This is a genomic window from Frigoribacterium sp. VKM Ac-2859, from assembly GCF_013204925.1.
Lineage (GTDB): Bacteria > Actinomycetota > Actinomycetes > Actinomycetales > Microbacteriaceae > Frigoribacterium.
Genome location: NZ_JABMLC010000002.1, coordinates 1,589,122 through 1,606,033, shown reverse-complemented (window position 1 = coordinate 1,606,033; position 16,912 = coordinate 1,589,122). Strand labels below are relative to the sequence as shown.

General features: G+C 71.5%; 14 protein-coding genes. 7 read left to right on the top strand and 7 right to left on the bottom strand.

Annotation, left to right across the window (positions count from 1 at the left end; all coding sequences use genetic code 11):
• Positions 1-61: 61 nt before the first annotated feature.
• Positions 62-784 (top strand): metal-dependent transcriptional regulator, encoded by a 723-nt coding sequence (locus tag HQQ78_RS15495; protein WP_055978265.1) that lies wholly within the window; start codon positions 62-64, stop codon positions 782-784.
• Between the two features lie 151 nt (positions 785-935).
• Here the strand turns inward: HQQ78_RS15495 and HQQ78_RS15490 are convergent, their stop codons facing one another.
• From HQQ78_RS15490 to HQQ78_RS15465, 6 genes are all read right to left on the bottom strand, one after another.
• Positions 936-2,156: an ROK family protein gene (locus HQQ78_RS15490; RefSeq protein ID WP_173154683.1), complete on the bottom strand. Its 1,221-nt coding sequence runs from the start codon at positions 2,154-2,156 to the stop codon at positions 936-938.
• A 106-nt stretch (positions 2,157-2,262) separates the two neighbouring features.
• On the bottom strand, positions 2,263-4,545 hold the full coding sequence (yicI, locus tag HQQ78_RS15485) for an alpha-xylosidase (protein WP_173154680.1): 2,283 nt from the start codon (positions 4,543-4,545) through the stop codon (positions 2,263-2,265).
• Positions 4,546-4,570: 25 nt separating this feature from the next.
• Positions 4,571-5,485: a carbohydrate ABC transporter permease gene (locus HQQ78_RS15480; protein ID WP_173154677.1), complete on the bottom strand. Its 915-nt coding sequence runs from the start codon at positions 5,483-5,485 to the stop codon at positions 4,571-4,573.
• Positions 5,485-6,483: a carbohydrate ABC transporter permease gene (locus HQQ78_RS15475; RefSeq protein ID WP_082454854.1), complete on the bottom strand. Its 999-nt coding sequence runs from the start codon at positions 6,481-6,483 to the stop codon at positions 5,485-5,487. The genes HQQ78_RS15480 and HQQ78_RS15475 overlap by 1 nt, the downstream gene beginning before the upstream one ends.
• Before the next feature lie 2 nt (positions 6,484-6,485).
• Positions 6,486-7,781: an extracellular solute-binding protein gene (locus HQQ78_RS15470; protein WP_173154673.1), complete on the bottom strand. Its 1,296-nt coding sequence runs from the start codon at positions 7,779-7,781 to the stop codon at positions 6,486-6,488.
• Between the two features lie 125 nt (positions 7,782-7,906).
• Complete coding sequence (locus HQQ78_RS15465) at positions 7,907-8,923, bottom strand: LacI family DNA-binding transcriptional regulator (protein ID WP_056049604.1); 1,017 nt, start codon at positions 8,921-8,923, stop codon at positions 7,907-7,909.
• A gap of 229 nt (positions 8,924-9,152) precedes the next feature.
• Here HQQ78_RS15465 and xylA point away from each other — a divergent pair, with 229 nt between their 5' ends.
• From xylA to HQQ78_RS15440, 5 genes are all read left to right on the top strand, one after another.
• Positions 9,153-10,346 (top strand): xylose isomerase, encoded by a 1,194-nt coding sequence (gene xylA / locus HQQ78_RS15460; RefSeq protein ID WP_055978258.1) that lies wholly within the window; start codon positions 9,153-9,155, stop codon positions 10,344-10,346.
• A gap of 141 nt (positions 10,347-10,487) precedes the next feature.
• Positions 10,488-11,633: a glycosyltransferase gene (locus tag HQQ78_RS15455; protein ID WP_173154670.1), complete on the top strand. Its 1,146-nt coding sequence runs from the start codon at positions 10,488-10,490 to the stop codon at positions 11,631-11,633.
• 59 nt (positions 11,634-11,692) lie between these two features.
• Positions 11,693-12,385: a TetR/AcrR family transcriptional regulator gene (locus tag HQQ78_RS15450; protein ID WP_056049609.1), complete on the top strand. Its 693-nt coding sequence runs from the start codon at positions 11,693-11,695 to the stop codon at positions 12,383-12,385.
• Complete coding sequence (locus tag HQQ78_RS15445) at positions 12,382-13,101, top strand: hypothetical protein (protein ID WP_173154667.1); 720 nt, start codon at positions 12,382-12,384, stop codon at positions 13,099-13,101. The genes HQQ78_RS15450 and HQQ78_RS15445 overlap by 4 nt, the downstream gene beginning before the upstream one ends.
• Positions 13,098-15,101: a YhgE/Pip family protein gene (locus tag HQQ78_RS15440; protein WP_056049616.1), complete on the top strand. Its 2,004-nt coding sequence runs from the start codon at positions 13,098-13,100 to the stop codon at positions 15,099-15,101. The genes HQQ78_RS15445 and HQQ78_RS15440 overlap by 4 nt, the downstream gene beginning before the upstream one ends.
• 78 nt (positions 15,102-15,179) lie before the next feature.
• On the opposite strand, the gene HQQ78_RS15435 is transcribed toward HQQ78_RS15440, so the two are convergent.
• Positions 15,180-15,596, bottom strand: a complete 417-nt coding sequence (locus tag HQQ78_RS15435; RefSeq protein WP_173154664.1) for a DUF3151 domain-containing protein — start codon at positions 15,594-15,596, stop codon at positions 15,180-15,182.
• Between the two features lie 143 nt (positions 15,597-15,739).
• Here HQQ78_RS15435 and HQQ78_RS15430 point away from each other — a divergent pair, with 143 nt between their 5' ends.
• Complete coding sequence (locus HQQ78_RS15430) at positions 15,740-16,900, top strand: glycosyltransferase (protein ID WP_173154661.1); 1,161 nt, start codon at positions 15,740-15,742, stop codon at positions 16,898-16,900.
• Positions 16,901-16,912 lie beyond the last annotated feature (12 nt).

The window sequence follows — 16,912 nt, the reverse complement described above, 5'->3', positions numbered from 1 at the left end:
CCCGGTGCGCCGGGCGCGGACGACCGCAGGAGGCGCGGGTGACGCCGCCTAGGATCGGACCATGCCCAGCGACCCGGCCAGCACGCGCACCACCATGGCCGAGGACTACCTCAAGGTCATCTGGAAGGCCGAGGAGTGGGCCGAGGCAGGAGTCGGCGCCGGCATCTCGACCAACGAGATCGCGGCGACGCTCGGCGTGAGCGCGTCGACCGTGTCGGGCAACCTCCGCAAGCTCGACCGCGACGGCTACCTCGACTACGAGCCCTACCGGCGCATCGCCCTGAGCGACGCGGGCCGTGCGATCGCCGTGTCGATGGTCCGGCGACACCGGCTGATCGAGACGTACCTGGTCGAACGCCTGGGTTACGGCTGGGACGAGGTGCACGACGAGGCCGAGGTGCTCGAGCACGCCGTCAGCGATCGGTTGCTCGACCGGTTCGACGTCGAGCTCGGACACCCCACGGCCGACCCGCACGGCGACCCGATCCCCGCGGCCGACGGCACGGTCGTGCGGCCTGCCGCCCATCCGCTGGGCGACTTCGTCGAGGGCGAGTGCGGCTTCGTCGTGCGCGTCTCGGACGACGAACCCGAGCTGCTGCGCTACCTCAGCTCGCTCGACCTGCGGGTCGGCGCCCACGTGCGCGTCGGCGAGCGTCGCGACTACGCCGGCTCGCTACAGGTCGTGCTGACCGACGCGCACGACCGGGCGGTCGGCAGCGTCGAACTGGCCGGCGTCGCCGCGGCGTCGGTGTGGGCGAACTCCGAGCCGCACACGCACGCCTGACGCGGGGGCGGGCAGCGCCGCGTGCCCGCCTGCCCGCCTGCCCGCCCGCTTGCCCGCTTGCCCGCTTGCCCGCCACGAGGTAAGCAACCCGCCACCCGATTGCGTGGCGGGTTGTTCACTTCGTGGCGGGTCGAACGCCACGAGGACGACGTCAGGAGGCGCGGGTCACGGACGCAGGGTCGGCCAAGACGGCGGCGAAGGCCAGTTCGGCCGCTCCGATCGTCAGCCGGTCCACGCCGAGGGCGGCGCGGGTGATCCGCACGTCGTCGCGGGCGCCGGGCAGGGACTGACCGCGGACCCGCTCGGCCAGACGGCCGGGGTCGGCCGCGTGCAGCGATCCGAGGAAGCCGCCGAGCACGATCAGCGCCGGGTTGAACGAGTTCACGACGCCTCGCAGGGCCACGGCCAGGAAGTCGATCTGACGCCGCACCTCGACGGCCACGGGCGACCCGGGCTCGGCGCCGGCGAGCGCCGCGTCCAGCTGGTCGGCCTGACCACGGTCGAGTCCGGTGACGGTGAGCAACCGGGCCTGACCGACCTCGGTCTCGAGGCACCCCACGGCGCCGCAGTGGCAGAGCTCGCCGACGGAGTTGACGAGGGTGTGCCCGATCTCGCCGGCAAAACCCCCCACGCCGGTCACCGGACTGCCACCGATGAGGACTCCCCCGCCGACACCACTCGCACCGCCGTTCAGGAACACGAGGTCGTCGACGCCCCGCCCGGCCCCGAAGCGGCCCTCGGCGATCGCACCGAGCGACGCGTCGTTGGCCGCGCGGGTCGGCAGGCCGGTCGCGGACGCCACGACGGCCGCGAACGGCTCGTCGATCCACCCGAGGTGCGGGGCGAGCCGCACGACTCCCCCGTCGGACCCGACCAGCCCGGGGACCGCGAGACCCACCCCGAGCACCCGCACGTCGGGAGACAGTGCGCCGGAGCGCAGCCCGGCGATCACCTCGGCGGCGAGCGCCGCGGCCCGGGGCGCGCTGGGCACCCCGTCGGTCTCGCGACGGACTCGATGCTGCACGACGCCGTCGAGCCCGACCACGCCGACCGTGACGGCGTCGATCTCGGGGTTGACCGCGATCGCGACGACACGGGGGTCCGGCGCCACGACCGGGCTGGGCCGCCCGACCCGGTTGGTGCCGACCGGGTCGGTCTCGACGACGAGTCCCCGGTCGACGAGTTCACCCACGAGCGCCGCGATCGTCGACCGGTTGAGCCCGGTCGCCTGGGTGAGGGCCGACCGCGACGCGGCCCCGTCGGTGTGGACGATGCCGAGCACCGTCGCGAGGTTGTCCCGCCGGACCCGGTCGAACCGCGCACCGAGGTCGGGAGCCGCTGCGCCCTCACCGTCGCCCTGCTGAGTCGTCACGCCCGCGCCCCTTCGTCGGTCGAGGCTACCTCGACCTCGCCGGGCGGCGCGTCGAGGACGCCACGCCGCCCGGTGCCTGAGTCGCCCGCCGGCCCCGGCCCCGGCGTCAGACCTCGTCGACCCGCCAGCCGGTGGCGGCGGTGTCGACCGACACCGCGCCTCCTGACCGCGTGACGACGAAGTCGGCGGACTCGCCGGTGGGCGTGGTCACCGTGATCGAGCGGGTGCCGTCACCTCCGGGGAACACCCTCAGCACGAGACCGTCGAGGTAGTCGTGGTCGGGCCGGTCGTCCCGCGCTCCGATCGGGATCACCGCCCCCTCGCGCACGTAGAGCGGCAGGCTCATGACGTCGTGTCGCTCGGTGCGCCACGTCCCGGACCCCGCGTCGACGACCTCGCCGGTGAACCAGTTCGTCCAGCGCCCCGCCGGCAGGTAGACCTCGACGGTGCCGTCGGCCGAGAAGACCGGTGCGACCAGCAGGTCGTCTCCGAGCAGGTACTGCGTATCGACGTGGGCGGCGCCGCGGTCGCCGGGGAAGGCCAGGGCCATCGGACGCATGACCGGCAGTCCCGAGCGCGACGACGCGAGCCCGGCGGCGTAGAGGTAGGGCATGAGGGACAGCTTCAGCTTCGTGAAGCGGCGGGTAACCTCGACGGCCTCGTCGTCGAAGGCCCACGGCACCCGGTACGACGAGCTGCCGTGGAACCGGCTGTGGCTCGACAGCAGGCCGAAGGCCGTCCACCGCTTGTAGACCTCGGCGTCGGGAGTCCCCTCGAAGCCGCCGATGTCGTGGCTCCAGAACGAGAAGCCGCTCATGGCCAGGGACAGTCCGCCGCGGAGGGTCTCGGCCATCGACTCGAAGGTAGACGTCGAGTCGCCACCCCAGTGCACGGGAAGCGCCTGACCGCCCGTCGTCGCCGAGCGGGCGAAGACGACGGCGTCGCCCTCGCCGCGCACCTCCTCGAGCACCTCGAAGACCGCCTGGTTGTAGAGCTGCGTGTACCAGTTGTGCATGCGCTCGGGGTCGGAGCCGTCGTGCCAGACGACGTCGGTGGGGATGCGCTCGCCGAAGTCGGTCTTGAACGCGTCGACGCCCTGGGCCTGCAGACGACGCAGGTGCCCCTGGAACCAGGCCGTCGCCTCGGGGTTCGTGAAGTCGACCAGGCCCATGCCGGCCTGCCAGAGGTCCCACTGCCAGACGCTGCCGTCGGGGTTCCGCACGAGGTAACCGGCCTCGGCCGCCTCCCGGAACAGTGCCGAGCGCTGACCGATGTAGGGGTTGATCCAGACGCAGACGCGCAGGTCGCGCTCGTGCAGCCGGGCGAGCATGCCCTCGGGGTCGGGGAACACGCGGGGGTCCCACTCGAAGTCGCACCACTGGAACTCGCGCATCCAGAAGCAGTCGAAGTGGAACACGCTGATCGGCATGTCGCGGCGGGCCATCTCGTCGACGAAGCCCGTGACCGTCGCCTCGTCGTAGTCGGTCGTGAACGACGTCGACAACCAGAGACCGTACGACCAGGCCGGCACGTGGGCCGGCCGACCGGTCAGGCGCGTGTACCGGTCGAGCACGTCGGCGGGCGTCGGGCCGGCGATCACCAGGTAGCGCAGGGTCTCTCCCGCCACCGAGAACTGCACCCGCTCGACCGACTCGGAGCCGATCTCGTACGAGACGTGACCCGGGTGGTCGACCAGGACGCCGTACCCGCGGTTCGTGACGTAGAACGGGACGTTCTTGTAGGCCTGCTCGCTCGACGTGCCCCCGTCGGCGTTCCACACGTCGACCGTCTGGCCGTTCTTGACCAGCGGGCCGAACCGCTCGCCGAGGCCGTAGACGAGCTCGCCGACGCCCAGCGAGAGTTGCTGCGAGACGTAGCTCGGCGCGAGGACGCGTCCGGTGCCGGCCCGGGCGTTGCCGAGCATCGCCCCGTCGACCTGGGCGTCCGCGGCGACCCGGTGGTAGCCGACCGACTTGTGGCCCGACCGGGTGAGCACGATGTCGCCGTCGCGGAACGTCAGCTCGAACGGCGCTCCGCGACCGACCGTGGCCGTGAGGCGTCCCGAGGTCAGGGTCGCGCCTCCTTCGCTCGTCTCGACGACCCCGACCCCGGCGGGGCCGCCCTCGGAGCCCACCAGGTCGAACCCGATCTCGTCACGACCACCGGCGAAGTGCGTGACGTCGACGGCGATCACGCCCTCCATCGGCGAACTCAGCGCGATCGTGAGCGTCGGGCGGTTGAGGGTGTCGCCCCGCGAGCCGATCACCTTGGTGGGTGCGGTGACCTCGATCGAGCGTCCGTCCGCCCGGGGCTCGACGTCGTGGGCCTCCTGGGCGAAGAGGGACTCGACCCCCGGGCGGATCTGCCAGAAACCGTCGGTGAACTTCATGTGGAGCCTTTCGGGGTGGAACGCGTCACTTGACCGCGCCGGCCGTGATGCCGCGGGTCAGGGTGCGCTGGAAGATCAGGAAGAAGACGAGCGTGGGGATCAACCCGAGCAGGGCCGACGCGCTCGTCGTGGTGACGTCCATCAGCCGGTCGCCCTGCAGGGCGGTGATGGCGACGGGGACCGTCTGGTTGCCGTTGGACACCAGGAAGGTGAGCGGGATGAGGAACTCGTTCCACGTCCAGATGAAGAAGAAGATCGCGAGCACCGACAGGGTCGGCCGACTGATCGGCACGATGACCCGCCAGAGGATCTGCCACCGGCTCGCCCCGTCGAGCGACGCCGCCTCGAGGACCTCTTTCGGGAACGTGCCGTACACGCTCGAGAGCAGGTAGGTGCCGAAGGCGCTCTGGATCACCGTGAAGATGATGATGACCGCCCAGATGTTGTCGTAGAGGCCCACCTGCTTGAACATGAAGTACAGCGGGTAGAGAAGGGCCTCCTGCGGCAGCATGTTCGCGAGCAGGAACAGCACGATGATCCAGGTGCGACCGCGCACCCGGCCGATGCCGAGCGCGTAGGCGTTGAAGACCGAGATGACCACGGCGAACAGGGCCACCAGCCCGGCGATCACGAAGCTGTTCCAGAGCTTGGCCGGGAACTCGACGCGGTTCCAGAAGTCGACGAGACCGTCGACGTACAGCGACGTCGGCAGGCTGAGCGGCCCTCCGGTCGTGTAGTCGGCGGGCGACTTGAACGAGTTGACCAAGATCAACAGGAACGGCAGGGCGATCAGCACGCCGAAGGCGATCGCCGCGGCGAGGATCAGCCAGTCGGTGGCCGTCTTCTTGCGCCCCCGTTGCCTGGCCTTCGGGAGGCGCGGGCTGGGCACCGCGGGACGGATGCGGTCGTCTTTCACCGGCGGCACGACGGTCGTGGCCATCAGCGTTCCCTCTCTGCTCGTTCGACCCGGTTCTGTGCCCGGATGAAGAAGATGGTGATGACGACGATGACGAGCGTCAGCGCCGTCGCGATGGTCGCGCCGTAGCCGACCTGCTGGCTCTGGAAGAACTCGCTGTACGCGTAGTAGCTCGGCACGATCGTCGAGTCGCCGGGGCCGCCGCGGGTCAGGGCGTAGATCGGTCCGAACACCTTCAACGCGGCGATCGTGCAGGTCAGCACGACGACGAAGATCTCGGGGCGGATGATGCTCACCGTGATCGCCCGGAACCGCTGGAACCAGCCGGCGCCGTCGAGTTCGGCGGCCTCGTACAGCTCGGGGTCGACCCGTTGCAGTGCGGCCATGAAGATGACGACGGGATAGCCGAGCTGCACCCAGACCATCACCACCATGATGCTGAGCAGCGCGGTGTCGGGGCTGCCGAGCCAGTTGTGCTGCAGGGCGCCCAGCCCCACCGCGTCGAGGACGGTGTTGAGCGCGCCGTTCTCGGGTCGGAGTATCCAACCGATGACGATCGCGGCGATCGCCACGGGCAGGATCTGCGGCAGGTAGTAGGTCGCCCGCAGGAACGACGCCAGACGGCCGCCGAACTTCCGGCCGATCAGGTCGAACAGCATCGCGGCGAGCAGGAGGCCCAGCACGGTGGGGACCACCACCATGGCGATGATGAGGAAGACGCTGTTGAGGAAGGACGTCCAGAAGCGGTCGTCGCTCATCAGCTCGCGCCAGTTGTCGAGCCCCGCCCAGGTCGGCGGGCGGATGCCCCGGTAGTCGGTGAAGCTGAGGTAGACGTTCCAGATCAGCGGGACCAGGATCACGACCGCGAACAGGACGAAGCCGGGGATCAGGTACAGCCAGAAGCCCGCGCGGCGGGCTCCGGGCAGGAGGCTCTCCTCCGGCGGGAGGGCCGACGACGTGCGTCGGCCCTCGCGACGGGGGCGCGCCTCCCTGGCACCGGGGCGGGTGTCGAGGGAGGTCACGGCTACTTCCCGGTGATGTCGTCGACGCCGCTCTGGTACTGGTCGCCCAGGGTGGTGAGCATCTCGTCCGGCGTGGCGGTGCCGTTGACGAGCTCCTGGGTGCCGGCGACCAGCTGGTCGTAGAAGGTCGGCGTGGGCCAGTCCGGGTAGTACGCCAGGCCGTCGCGGTCGAGCAAGGTGTTGAAGTTCGCAATCAACTCCTGGCTCTTCGGGTCGGTGATGTCGGCCGGGTCGGCCTTCACCGGCACGCCGCCGTTGTTGCCGATGAGGTTCTGGATCTCGGGGCGCATCGTGATGTCGATGAACTCGTACGCGAGGTCCTTGTTGGCCGCGTTCTCGGGGACGACCCAGAGGTTGCCGCCCGACCCGGGTGCCATGTCGCTGCCGGGGAACAGGAACGTGCCCCAGTCGAAGGTCGCCTCGTCGGCGACCCGTCCGGCCCACCAGCTGCCGGAGACCATGATCGGCGCCCCGCCGCTCATGAAGGTCGTGCCCATGTCCTCGGCCTTGATGCCGGTGACGTCCTTCGAGATCCAGCCGTTGTCGACGTACTCCTTCAGCTTGTCGGCGGCGTAGGTCAGCTCGGGGCCCTGCCAGTCGACGTCGCCCTCGTAGAGCTGGTAGTCGTCGACGAACGAACGGTCGGCCTTCGAGAGGGCCAGCTGGTAGAACAACTGCCCGAGCGGGTACTCGCCACCGGCCTCGGCGAGCGGCGTGATGCCGGCGTCGGCGAAGGTCTGCAGGGCCGTCTCGAACTCGTCGTACGTCGTGGGCACCGCGATGCCCTGCTCGGCGAAGGCGTCCTTGTTGTAGAACACCTCGACGTACTCGCCGTAGTTCGGGATGCCGTACCAGCTGCCCGAGCCCATGACGCCCTTCTCGTCGTACTTCGAGGTCGTGGCGATCGACGGGGCGAGGTCGTCGTCCCAGCCGTACTCGTCGACGGCGTCGTCGAGGTTCGCGAGCAGCCCCTGGCTCGCGAGCAGGCCCGCCGTGGCGTTGCCCTTGTTGTACTCGAGGATGTCGGGTGCCTCGTTCGAGTTGAGCACCTGGCTCGCGGTCGAGCGGATCTGCTCGAAGCTCTTCTCCTCGAACTCGACCTTCGCACCGGTCTCTTCCTCGAAGGTGGCGATCGCCTGGTCCCAGGCGATGCCCATGGCGCTGGTCTCGCTCTCGAAGTGCCAGAGCTTCAGCACGTCGGGGTCGGACGACCCCGAGCTGCCTGCCGAGCATCCGGTCAGCAGCGCCGCGGTGGCCGCGAGGGCCGTCCCGACGGCGACGATGCGTCGTTTCTTCATGTGTCTACCTCCTCGTAGAGGCCCCGTGCCGATCGTCGAAGCGTTTCGACGATCGGCGTGGAGCGATGTGATCTGGCCGTCGGATGACGGTGGTGCGATGGTGCGGTGGTGCGGTCGGTGGGGGTTCAGGAGGCGCGGGCCGGCCCGGAGACCGAGCCCTTCGCCAGGTAGGTGGGCGCGATCAACTCGACGCCCGTGTCGAGATGACCGTCGATCCGCTCGAAGGCGGCCCCGACCGCCCGCGAGCACATCTCGTCGATCGGCAGCGGGATGGTGTCGAGGGCCGGCTCGAACTCGTCGGCGGGGTAGCTGGCACAGGCCGCCAGCACCGAGAGGTCGCGGGGGATCTCGAGCCCGAGGCGGCGGACGCGCTGGAGGACGGCCTCGGCGGTGGGCTCGCTGCAGTGCAGTACGAGCGCGGTCATGCCGGGCAGCCTCTCCCGGAGGTCGTCGAACGCCCGGACGGCCGACGCCCGCCCGAGGTCCGCCGCCACGGTCAGCGTCTCGACGCCGCGGCTGTCGGCCCGGCCCGCGAAGGCGTCGTCGAAACGTCGGATGAAGCCGGTGTCGCGCTCGCCGTAGGAGGCCGGGTGACCGATGACGCCGATGGTCCGGTGCCCGGCGTCGGCAAGACGGTCGACGCTCTCGGCGGCTGCGGCCGCGAAGTCGAGGTCGATGCAGGCGAGGTCGTCGACGCCCTGCGGGATGCCGATGAACCCGGCCGGCAGGTCGAGTTCGCGCACGAGGTCGACGCGCTCGTCGACGGTCGCGACGCCGATCGCGACGACGCCGTCGACGAGCGAGCTCGAGGCCACGCGCCGGATGCCGGACACCTCGTCGTCGGTGGCGAGGAGCAACACGTCGTAGTCCCGACGACGGGCCGCCTCGACGACGGCGGTGACGAACCGCATCTGGGTGGGCTGGTGGTTGTCGGGCCGGATCGGCGCGCTGAGCGCCAGGATGTTGGTCCGGGCACCGGCGAGCATGCGGGCTCCGGCATGCGGCCGGTAGCCGAGCCGCTCGACGGCGTCGGTGACCCGCTGCCGGGTCGACGCCGCGATCGACCGCTTGCCGGACAGGGCGTACGAGACCGTCGAGATCGACACACCGGCGGCCTGGGCCACGTCGTGGATCGTCGTCATGATGACCTCGCTGTCGATTGCCGAACGGGTGCGGAAGCGCTTCGACTGCCGCGGGTCGAGACACTACGTCAGCCGCGACGGGGCGCGCAAGTCTTTTGTGGGAGCCCGCGACAAATGGCCCCGACCTCTTCCGTGCCGACGAAAGACGGGATATGTTGAGGCTCACAACATTCGCGTCGGGGCGGGATCGCCCCACGCGACCGACCGCTCGACCCTGGAAGGGACACCGATGTCCACCACCCCCACCCGCGAAGACAAGTTCTCGTTCGGCCTCTGGACGATCGGCTACAACGGCTCGGACCCCTTCGGCGGCCCGACCCGCCCGCAGCTCGACGTCGTCGAGGCCGTCGAGAACCTCGACCGCCTCGGCGCGTACGGCCTGACCTTCCACGACGACGACCTGTTCGCCTTCGGCTCGACCGACGCCGAACGCCAGAAGCAGATCGACCGCCTGAAGGGCGCCCTCGACGCGACCGGGATCGTCGTGCCGATGGTCACCACGAACCTCTTCAGCGCCCCCGTCTTCAAGGACGGCGGCTTCACCTCGAACGACCGCGGCGTGCGACGTTTCGCCCTGCGCAAGGTGCTCCGCAACATCGACCTCGCCGCCGAGCTCGGCGCGAAGACCTTCGTCATGTGGGGTGGTCGCGAGGGCGCCGAGTACGACAGCGCGAAGGACGTGCAGGCCGCCCTCTCGCGCTACAAGGAGGGCGTCGACATGCTCTCGCAGTACGTGCTCGACAAGGGCTACGACCTGCGCTTCGCGATCGAGCCCAAGCCCAACGAGCCCCGCGGCGACATCCTGCTGCCGACCCTCGGTCACGCCATCGCGTTCATCGAGACGCTCGAGCACCCCGAGATGGCCGGCGTGAACCCCGAGGTCGGTCACGAGCAGATGGCCGGACTGAACTTCACGGCCGGCATCGCCCAGGCGCTCTACCAGGGCAAGCTCTTCCACATCGACCTCAACGGTCAGCGCGGCATCAAGTACGACCAGGACCTCGTGTTCGGCCACGGCGACCTCCAGAACGCCTTCTCGCTCGTCGACCTGCTCGAGCACGGCTCGCCCCAGGGCGGACCGACCTACGACGGCCCGCGTCACTTCGACTACAAGCCCTCGCGCACCGAGACGATCGACGGCGTGTGGGAGTCCGCGGCCGCCAACATGCGGATGTACCTGCTCCTCAAGGAGCGCGCGCAGGCCTTCCGCGCCGACCCCGAGGTGCAGGAGGCCCTGGCCGCCAGCCAGGTCGCCGAGCTCTCGGTGAACACCCTCGCCGACGGTGAAGGCTACGAGCAGCTGCTCGCCGACCGCGCCTCCTACGAGGACTTCGACGCCGACGCCCACTTCGGCGGACACGGGTACGGCTTCGTGCGGTTGCAGCAGCTCGCCCTCGAGCACCTGATGGGCGCTCGGGGCTAGAGCCCGGCGCGTCGGCGTTCGCATCGCGAGCGCCGACGCGCCCCGTCCGGTCGGGCGGCCGACCCGGCGGCACCAGCAGGGGGCAGGAATCCGGTATATTACGAGCATTGCTCTGAAGACCGGCCGAACGGATCGACCTCGATGACTGCCCGCCCCTTGCGCCCCCGCCGCTCGGCGACCGATCGACCGTCGGTCGCCGTCATCGGCACCCGCGGCTACCCCAGCTACTACGGCGGGTTCGAGACCGCGGTGCGCCGGATCGCCCCCGCCCTGGTCGACGCCGGCTGGGACGTCACGGTCTACGGTCGCGACGGGTCGACCCGCGACGACGACCCCGCCCGCGACCGTCGGGTCACCTCCCGCCTGACGAAGGGCGTCGAGAGCAAATCGCTCAGCACCCTGAGCTACGGCCTCACCGCCGTGCTGGACGCCCTCGTGCGCCGGCCCGACGCGGCCCTCGTCATGAACGTGGCCAACGGCTTCTGGCTGCCCTTGCTCAGGCTGCGCGGCATCCCCGTGCTGGTCAACGTCGACGGCATCGAGTGGGAGCGTGCCAAGTGGGGACGCGCGGCGAAGACGGTGTTCCGTCTCGGAGCAAAGGCCAGCGCGCGCTTCGCGAACGGGCTGATCTGCGACGCCCGCGAGATCGTCCGGCGCTGGCAGGCCGACTTCGGCGTGGACGGCCTGTTCATCCCCTACGGCGGCGACCCGGTCCGCGACCTGCCGGTCGAGCCGGGCCAGCGACACCGCGGGTACGCCCTGGTCGTCGCGCGCTTCGTGCCCGAGAACACCGTCGTCGAGTTCGTCGAGGCGGCTCGCTCGATCGCCGAGCGGCACGACGTGGTCATCGTCGGCTCGACCGGCTACGGCGGCGAACTCGACGAGCTCGTGCGCGGACTGGCCGAGGCGAACGACCGCGTGACCTGGCTCGGCCACGTCAGCGACGACGACCGTCTGCACGCCCTCTGGCAGCACGCCGGGGCCTACTTCCACGGCCACAGCGTCGGCGGCACGAACCCGGCGCTGGTGCAGGCGATGTTCGCGGGCGCGCCCGTCATCGCGCGCGACACCGTCTACAACCGCGAGGTGCTCGACGGAGCCGGCACCCTCGTGGCGCCCGAGCCCGCCGCCATCGCCGCCGCCGTCACCGCGCTGCTCGACGATCCGGCCGAGCAGGAACGCCTCAGCGCGGCGGCCCTCGCTCGTGCCGCGGACGCCTACACCTGGCAGTCCGTCTGCGACGCCTACGAGGAGGCGCTGCGAGCGACCCTGCCCCGCTCGCGCTGACCGACGATCCCCCCGCACAATAACTTGCACAAAGGTGTGCAAGATCGTACGATCGGGTCATGCCTGCCGCCGATGACCCCGTCCGCGCCACCCGTGCGCCACGCCGCGACGCCACCGCGAACCGCGACGCGCTGATCTCTGCCGCGGCACTGCTGCTCAACCGCGATCCGTCCGTGTCGCTCGAGGCCATCGCGGCCGAGGCGGGCCTGTCCCGACGCTCCGTCTACGGCCACTTCGCCACGCGGGACGACCTCGTCCGCGAGGTCAGCCTGCGCGGTGCCGCCCGCATCGGCGTCGCCGCGCGACCGGCACCGATCGCGGACCCCGTCGTGCAACTCGCCTCCCTGGCCGCCCGACTCTGGGCCGAGGTCGAGCACGTGCGCGTCATGGCGCAGCTGACCGTGCGCGGCCCGATGGCCCACGAGGTCGGCGAGGCGCTCGCCCCGTTGCGGAAGACCGTCCGCGACGTCGTCCGTCGTGGCGTGGAATCCGGACGCATGCGCGACGACATCGCTCCCCACACGCTGGCCCACCTGGTGGAGGGCGCCGCCCTGTCCGTGCTCGACGAGGCCACGACGCAGCGGCTCAGCCGCTCCGAGGGCCACCGACTGGTCATGCTCGCGGTACTCGGCGTCGTCGGCCTCGACTGGCGCACCGCCGGCGACCTCGTCGCGACCGCCCCCGAACTCGCGCTCCCTCCCGAACCGGCGACCGGCGCCTCCTCGATGCCCCCGACCGGAGAACCCGCATGAGACTCGAACTGCACGACGTCGCGATCGGCGACGGTCCCGGCGCGGCACTCCCCCGGCTGAGCGCGGTCGCCGACCGCTGGGTCCCGGGCTTCGTCGCGGTCGAGACCGAGAACGCGCCCACCCTGGCGTCACTCGTCGCGGGGGGCCGCATGCGCCCCGAGACCGGACGGGTGACGATCGACGGTCGGGCGGACGACGCGGCGATCCGCGCCTCCTTCGCCCTCGTCGACACCCCCACCGTCGCCGAACCGTTCGCGGCCCTCACGGTCGTCCAGGTCGCCCGCGAAGAGCTCGCCCTCGCCGGGCTCCGCGCCGACAAGGCCTCGGCTCGTCTGCTGCTCGAGGAGATCGGGCTGGACGAGCACGAGCGGACCCGCCTGAGCGCCCTGCCCACCGAGCTGCGCGTCCGCCTGCTCTGCGAGTCGGCGGTGCTGCGCCCCGAGGTGCGCGGGCTGGTCGTGACCACCCCCGAACGGCACGGAGGCGACGTCGCCGCCTGGCTCTCGGTCGTCCACGACCTCGTCGGCCGCGACTACACCGTGTTGACCATCACCGGGTTCGCGGCCCTCGCGACGATCGAGTCGCTGCCCACGCCCGAGTTCGCCGCGGCCGGGACCGACGCCGTACCCGAGACCGACACCGCGCCTCCTTCCTCCCCCGACGACACCGCGGTCGCCACCACCCCCGACACCTCCGTCGAAAGCGACCAGCCGTGAAGATCTACGCCCTCGTCCGTTCCGAGCTGCAGCGCCTCACCGCCACCCCGCTCGCCCGCCTGGCACTCGTCGCGCTGATGACCGTGCCGCTGCTCTACGGCGGCCTGTACCTCTGGGCCAACCAGGACCCCTACGCCAAGCTCGACCAGATCCCGGCCGCCCTCGTGAACACCGACGCAGGGACCACGGTCGACGGCGAGACGGTGAACTACGGCGACGAGGTCACCGACCAGATCACCGACGGCGGCGACTTCGACTGGCACGTCGTCTCGGCCGCCCAGGCCGCGGCGGGCCTGCGCGACCAGACCTACGACTTCACCTTCACGATCCCGAAGGGCTTCAGCGACGACCTCACCTCGGCGAGCGGCGACGACCCGAAGCGGGCCCAGATCACCCTCGCGACGAGCGACGTCAACAGCTACCTCTCGTCCACGATCGCCGAGCAGGCGGCGAAGACCATCCGGGCCTCGGTCACCGAGAAGGTCGGCAAGGAGGCGGCGGGCCGCCTGTTGGTCGGCCTGGCCGACGTGCGCACGAACCTGGGCAGCGCGGTCGACGGGGCGAACCAGCTCGTCGCCGGCACCGGTTCGGCCGTCGCCGGCGCGAACCAGCTGGCCGACGGTGCGGCCGACGCGGCGACCGGGGCCCACACCCTCGCCGACGGGACGAGCCAGCTCAGCTCGGGGGCGTCCGCGCTAGACACGGGACTGCAGACGCTGAAGACCCAGACGACGGCCCTGCCCGCGCAGACCCAGACCCTGGCGGACGGTGCCGCCCAGGTGGCGGCCGGCAACGATGCCCTGGCCACCGGCGTGGCCGACGCGGCAACGACGAGCGCGACGGCCGCGGCCGGCCTGCCCGCCGCCCAGCAGCAGGCGCAGCAGCAGATCGCCGAAGCCCTGCGCCAGCAGGGTTACACCGACGAGCAGATCCAGCAGATCGCCGCGACCTTCGCCCCCGCGACCGAGTCGCTGACCACCGCCCTCCAGGACGCGAACACCCAGATCCAGGGGCTGAACACCCAGGTGGGGCAGCTCGCCACGGGTGCCGACCAGGTCTCGACCGGTGCCGCGACCCTGGCCGCCGCCACACCGGCCCTGACCCAGGGCATCTCGTCGGCCGCGACCGGCTCGTCGCAACTGGCCACGGGCGCGGCGAGCGCCGCCACGGGCGCCTCGACCCTCGCGACCGGTCTCGACACCCTGAGCAGCGGGTCCACCTCGCTGCGCGACGGCGTCGTCAGCCTCGACACCGGCACCACCCAGCTCCGCGACGGGCTGCAGAGCGGACTCGGCGAGATCCCCGCGAGCACCGACCGGACGCGCGACGACCAGGCGAGCGCCATCAGCGACCCGGTCTCGGTCAAGGACGCCGCCCTCACGAGTGCCGGCACCTACGGCGCGGGACTGGCACCGTTCTTCATCAGCCTCGCGGCCTGGATCGGCATGTACGCGCTGTTCCTGATCGTGAAGCCGATCTCGAAGCGGGCCATCACCGCCGTCAAGGCCCCCGTGCGCATCTCGCTGGCCGGCTGGCTGGCCCCGGTGGTGCTCGGCGTCGTGCAGATGGTCGCGCTCTACGTCATCGTCACCCAGGCGCTCGGCTTCGAGGTCGCCCACCCGCTCGGCATGATCGGACTGATGGCCCTCGCCTCGGCGGCGTTCGCGGCGATCATCATGACGCTCAACGTCTGGCTCGGCAGCGTCGGGCAGTTCCTCGGCCTGGTGCTCATGGTCGTGCAGCTCGTCACGGCCGGCGGGACGTTCCCGTGGCAGACCCTGCCCGCCCCGCTCGCAGCCCTCCACTTCGTGCTGCCGATGAGCTACGCCACCGACGGCCTGCGCCAGGTGATGTACGGCGGCAGCTCGGCCGCGGCCTGGGGCGACGCCGGCGTGCTGGCGGCCTGGCTGCTCGGCGCGCTCGTGCTGACCTGGGTCGCGACCTCCCGCATGACGCGGGCGCGCACGATGCGCGACCTGCGGCCCTCGCTGATCGGCTGAGACCGCCGCTTCCGCCGAGGACGCAGGAGGCGCGGGTCGCGTGACCCGCGCCTCCTGCGTCCTCGCGCGGTCGCGCCGCTAGTCGGTGCGGGTCTCGAGGGTGGGGAGCACGGCGGGGTCGGCGTCGTGCAGGAACGTCGTGAGGCGCTCGACCTCGTCGACCTCGCCGATGGCGGCCGCACCTCGCCGGAGGGCGAAGAGGGACCGCAGCACGCCCCGGTTGGGTTCGTGCGACCACGGCACGGGGCCCTGTCCGCGCCACCCCGCCTTGCGCAGCGCGTCGAGCCCGCGATGGTAGCCGACGCGGGCATAGGCGTAGGCCTCGAGCTCGGCGCCTCGGGCGTCGGCCTCGTCGCTGAGCAGCGCCCAGGCGAGCGACGACGTGGGGTGGGCGACGACGACCTCGGCCGTCGTCAGCGTCTCGAGGTCGGCGACGACGTCGGGTTCGGCGGGCAGGCGGGTCTCGGGCACGCCGAGCAGGTTCGTTGAGGTCATCCCCCCATCATCCCCGACGTCCGTCCCGGGGACCGTCGCGACCCTGGTATAACTCGTTTTGTCGTGCAATACTGAGATATCACACACGGTCATCGGCCGTGTCGGGCGCCACGGTGCCCGCGAGCTCTCGACGAAAGACCACCGTGCCCACGACCCGACCGCGCCGCGCCGCCCTCGACTCCCCCGCCCTCCTGGCGTACCCGATGCACGGCCAGCGCAAGCTGCTCGACGAGGGCTACCGCACCCGGGACGGTCACCTGATCGAATGGCTCGGTCACGACCTCGCGGGCCGTGGCGGGGTCACCGTCGTCTCGAGGCCGGAGCCCCTCGTGACCTCGATCGCCCGCCGCCGCCCGATCGGGGCACCGGCCGCCGGCACCCGGTCGGTCGACCCGATCACGCTCCGGGCTCCCGACCCGCGCGACCGACGGCGCTGGTGGGTCGCGTCCGCTCGCGCCTACCCCGCGTTGCCCCCGTCGGCGGCATCCGTGCCGGCCCTCGTCTGGAACCCCTTCGCCGCCGTCGCCCCGGTCGCGGCCAATCCCTTCGCCGGTCCCCGGCGGGTCGTCCTCGACCTGCTCGACGACTGGAGCCGGCACTACGCCTTCGAGAGCATCCGCGCCGAGGTCGACGAGGCCTACGCGGCCGCCTTCGCCCTCGCTGACGTCGTGACGGCCAACGGCGCGGGCACCGCCGACCTCGCCCGCCGACACGGACGCACCGACGTCGTCCTGCTGCCCAACGGCTGCGACCCCCACCGCTTCGACGGCACGAGCCGGGCGACCGGCCCGACCACCGTCGGGTACGTGGGCAAGATCGGGCGGAGGCTCGACCTCGCCGGCATCCTGGCGACCGTCGCCGCCCTGCCCCACGTGTCGTTCGTGTTCGCCGGCCCGGTGCTGGACGCCGAGTACGGGGTTCTGGCCGACTCGCCCAACGTCACCCTGCTGGGCGACGTGCACTACGACCGCGTGCCGGCCCTGCTGCAGACCTTCGACGTCGGCTGGGTGCCCCACCACGTCGGCGAGCGCGAGGTCGGCGGCGACGTCATCAAGACCTACGAGTACCGCGCGGCGGGTCTCCCCGGCCTCAGCACGGCCGTCTGCGGCATCGAGGCGCGCGGCCTGGACGGCGTGACGGTCGCCGACACCGCCGAGCACGCCTCGGTGCTCGCCGCACTCGCCGCAGGCTCCGACGGGCGGGTGCCCCGGCTCCCGGGTGCCATCCCTCCCGACGCCACGTGGCGGCAGAAGGCCGACGTCGTCCGCGACGCGCTCCGCCTGCCGGCCCGCCGACCGTCCTAGACCCGATCAGCC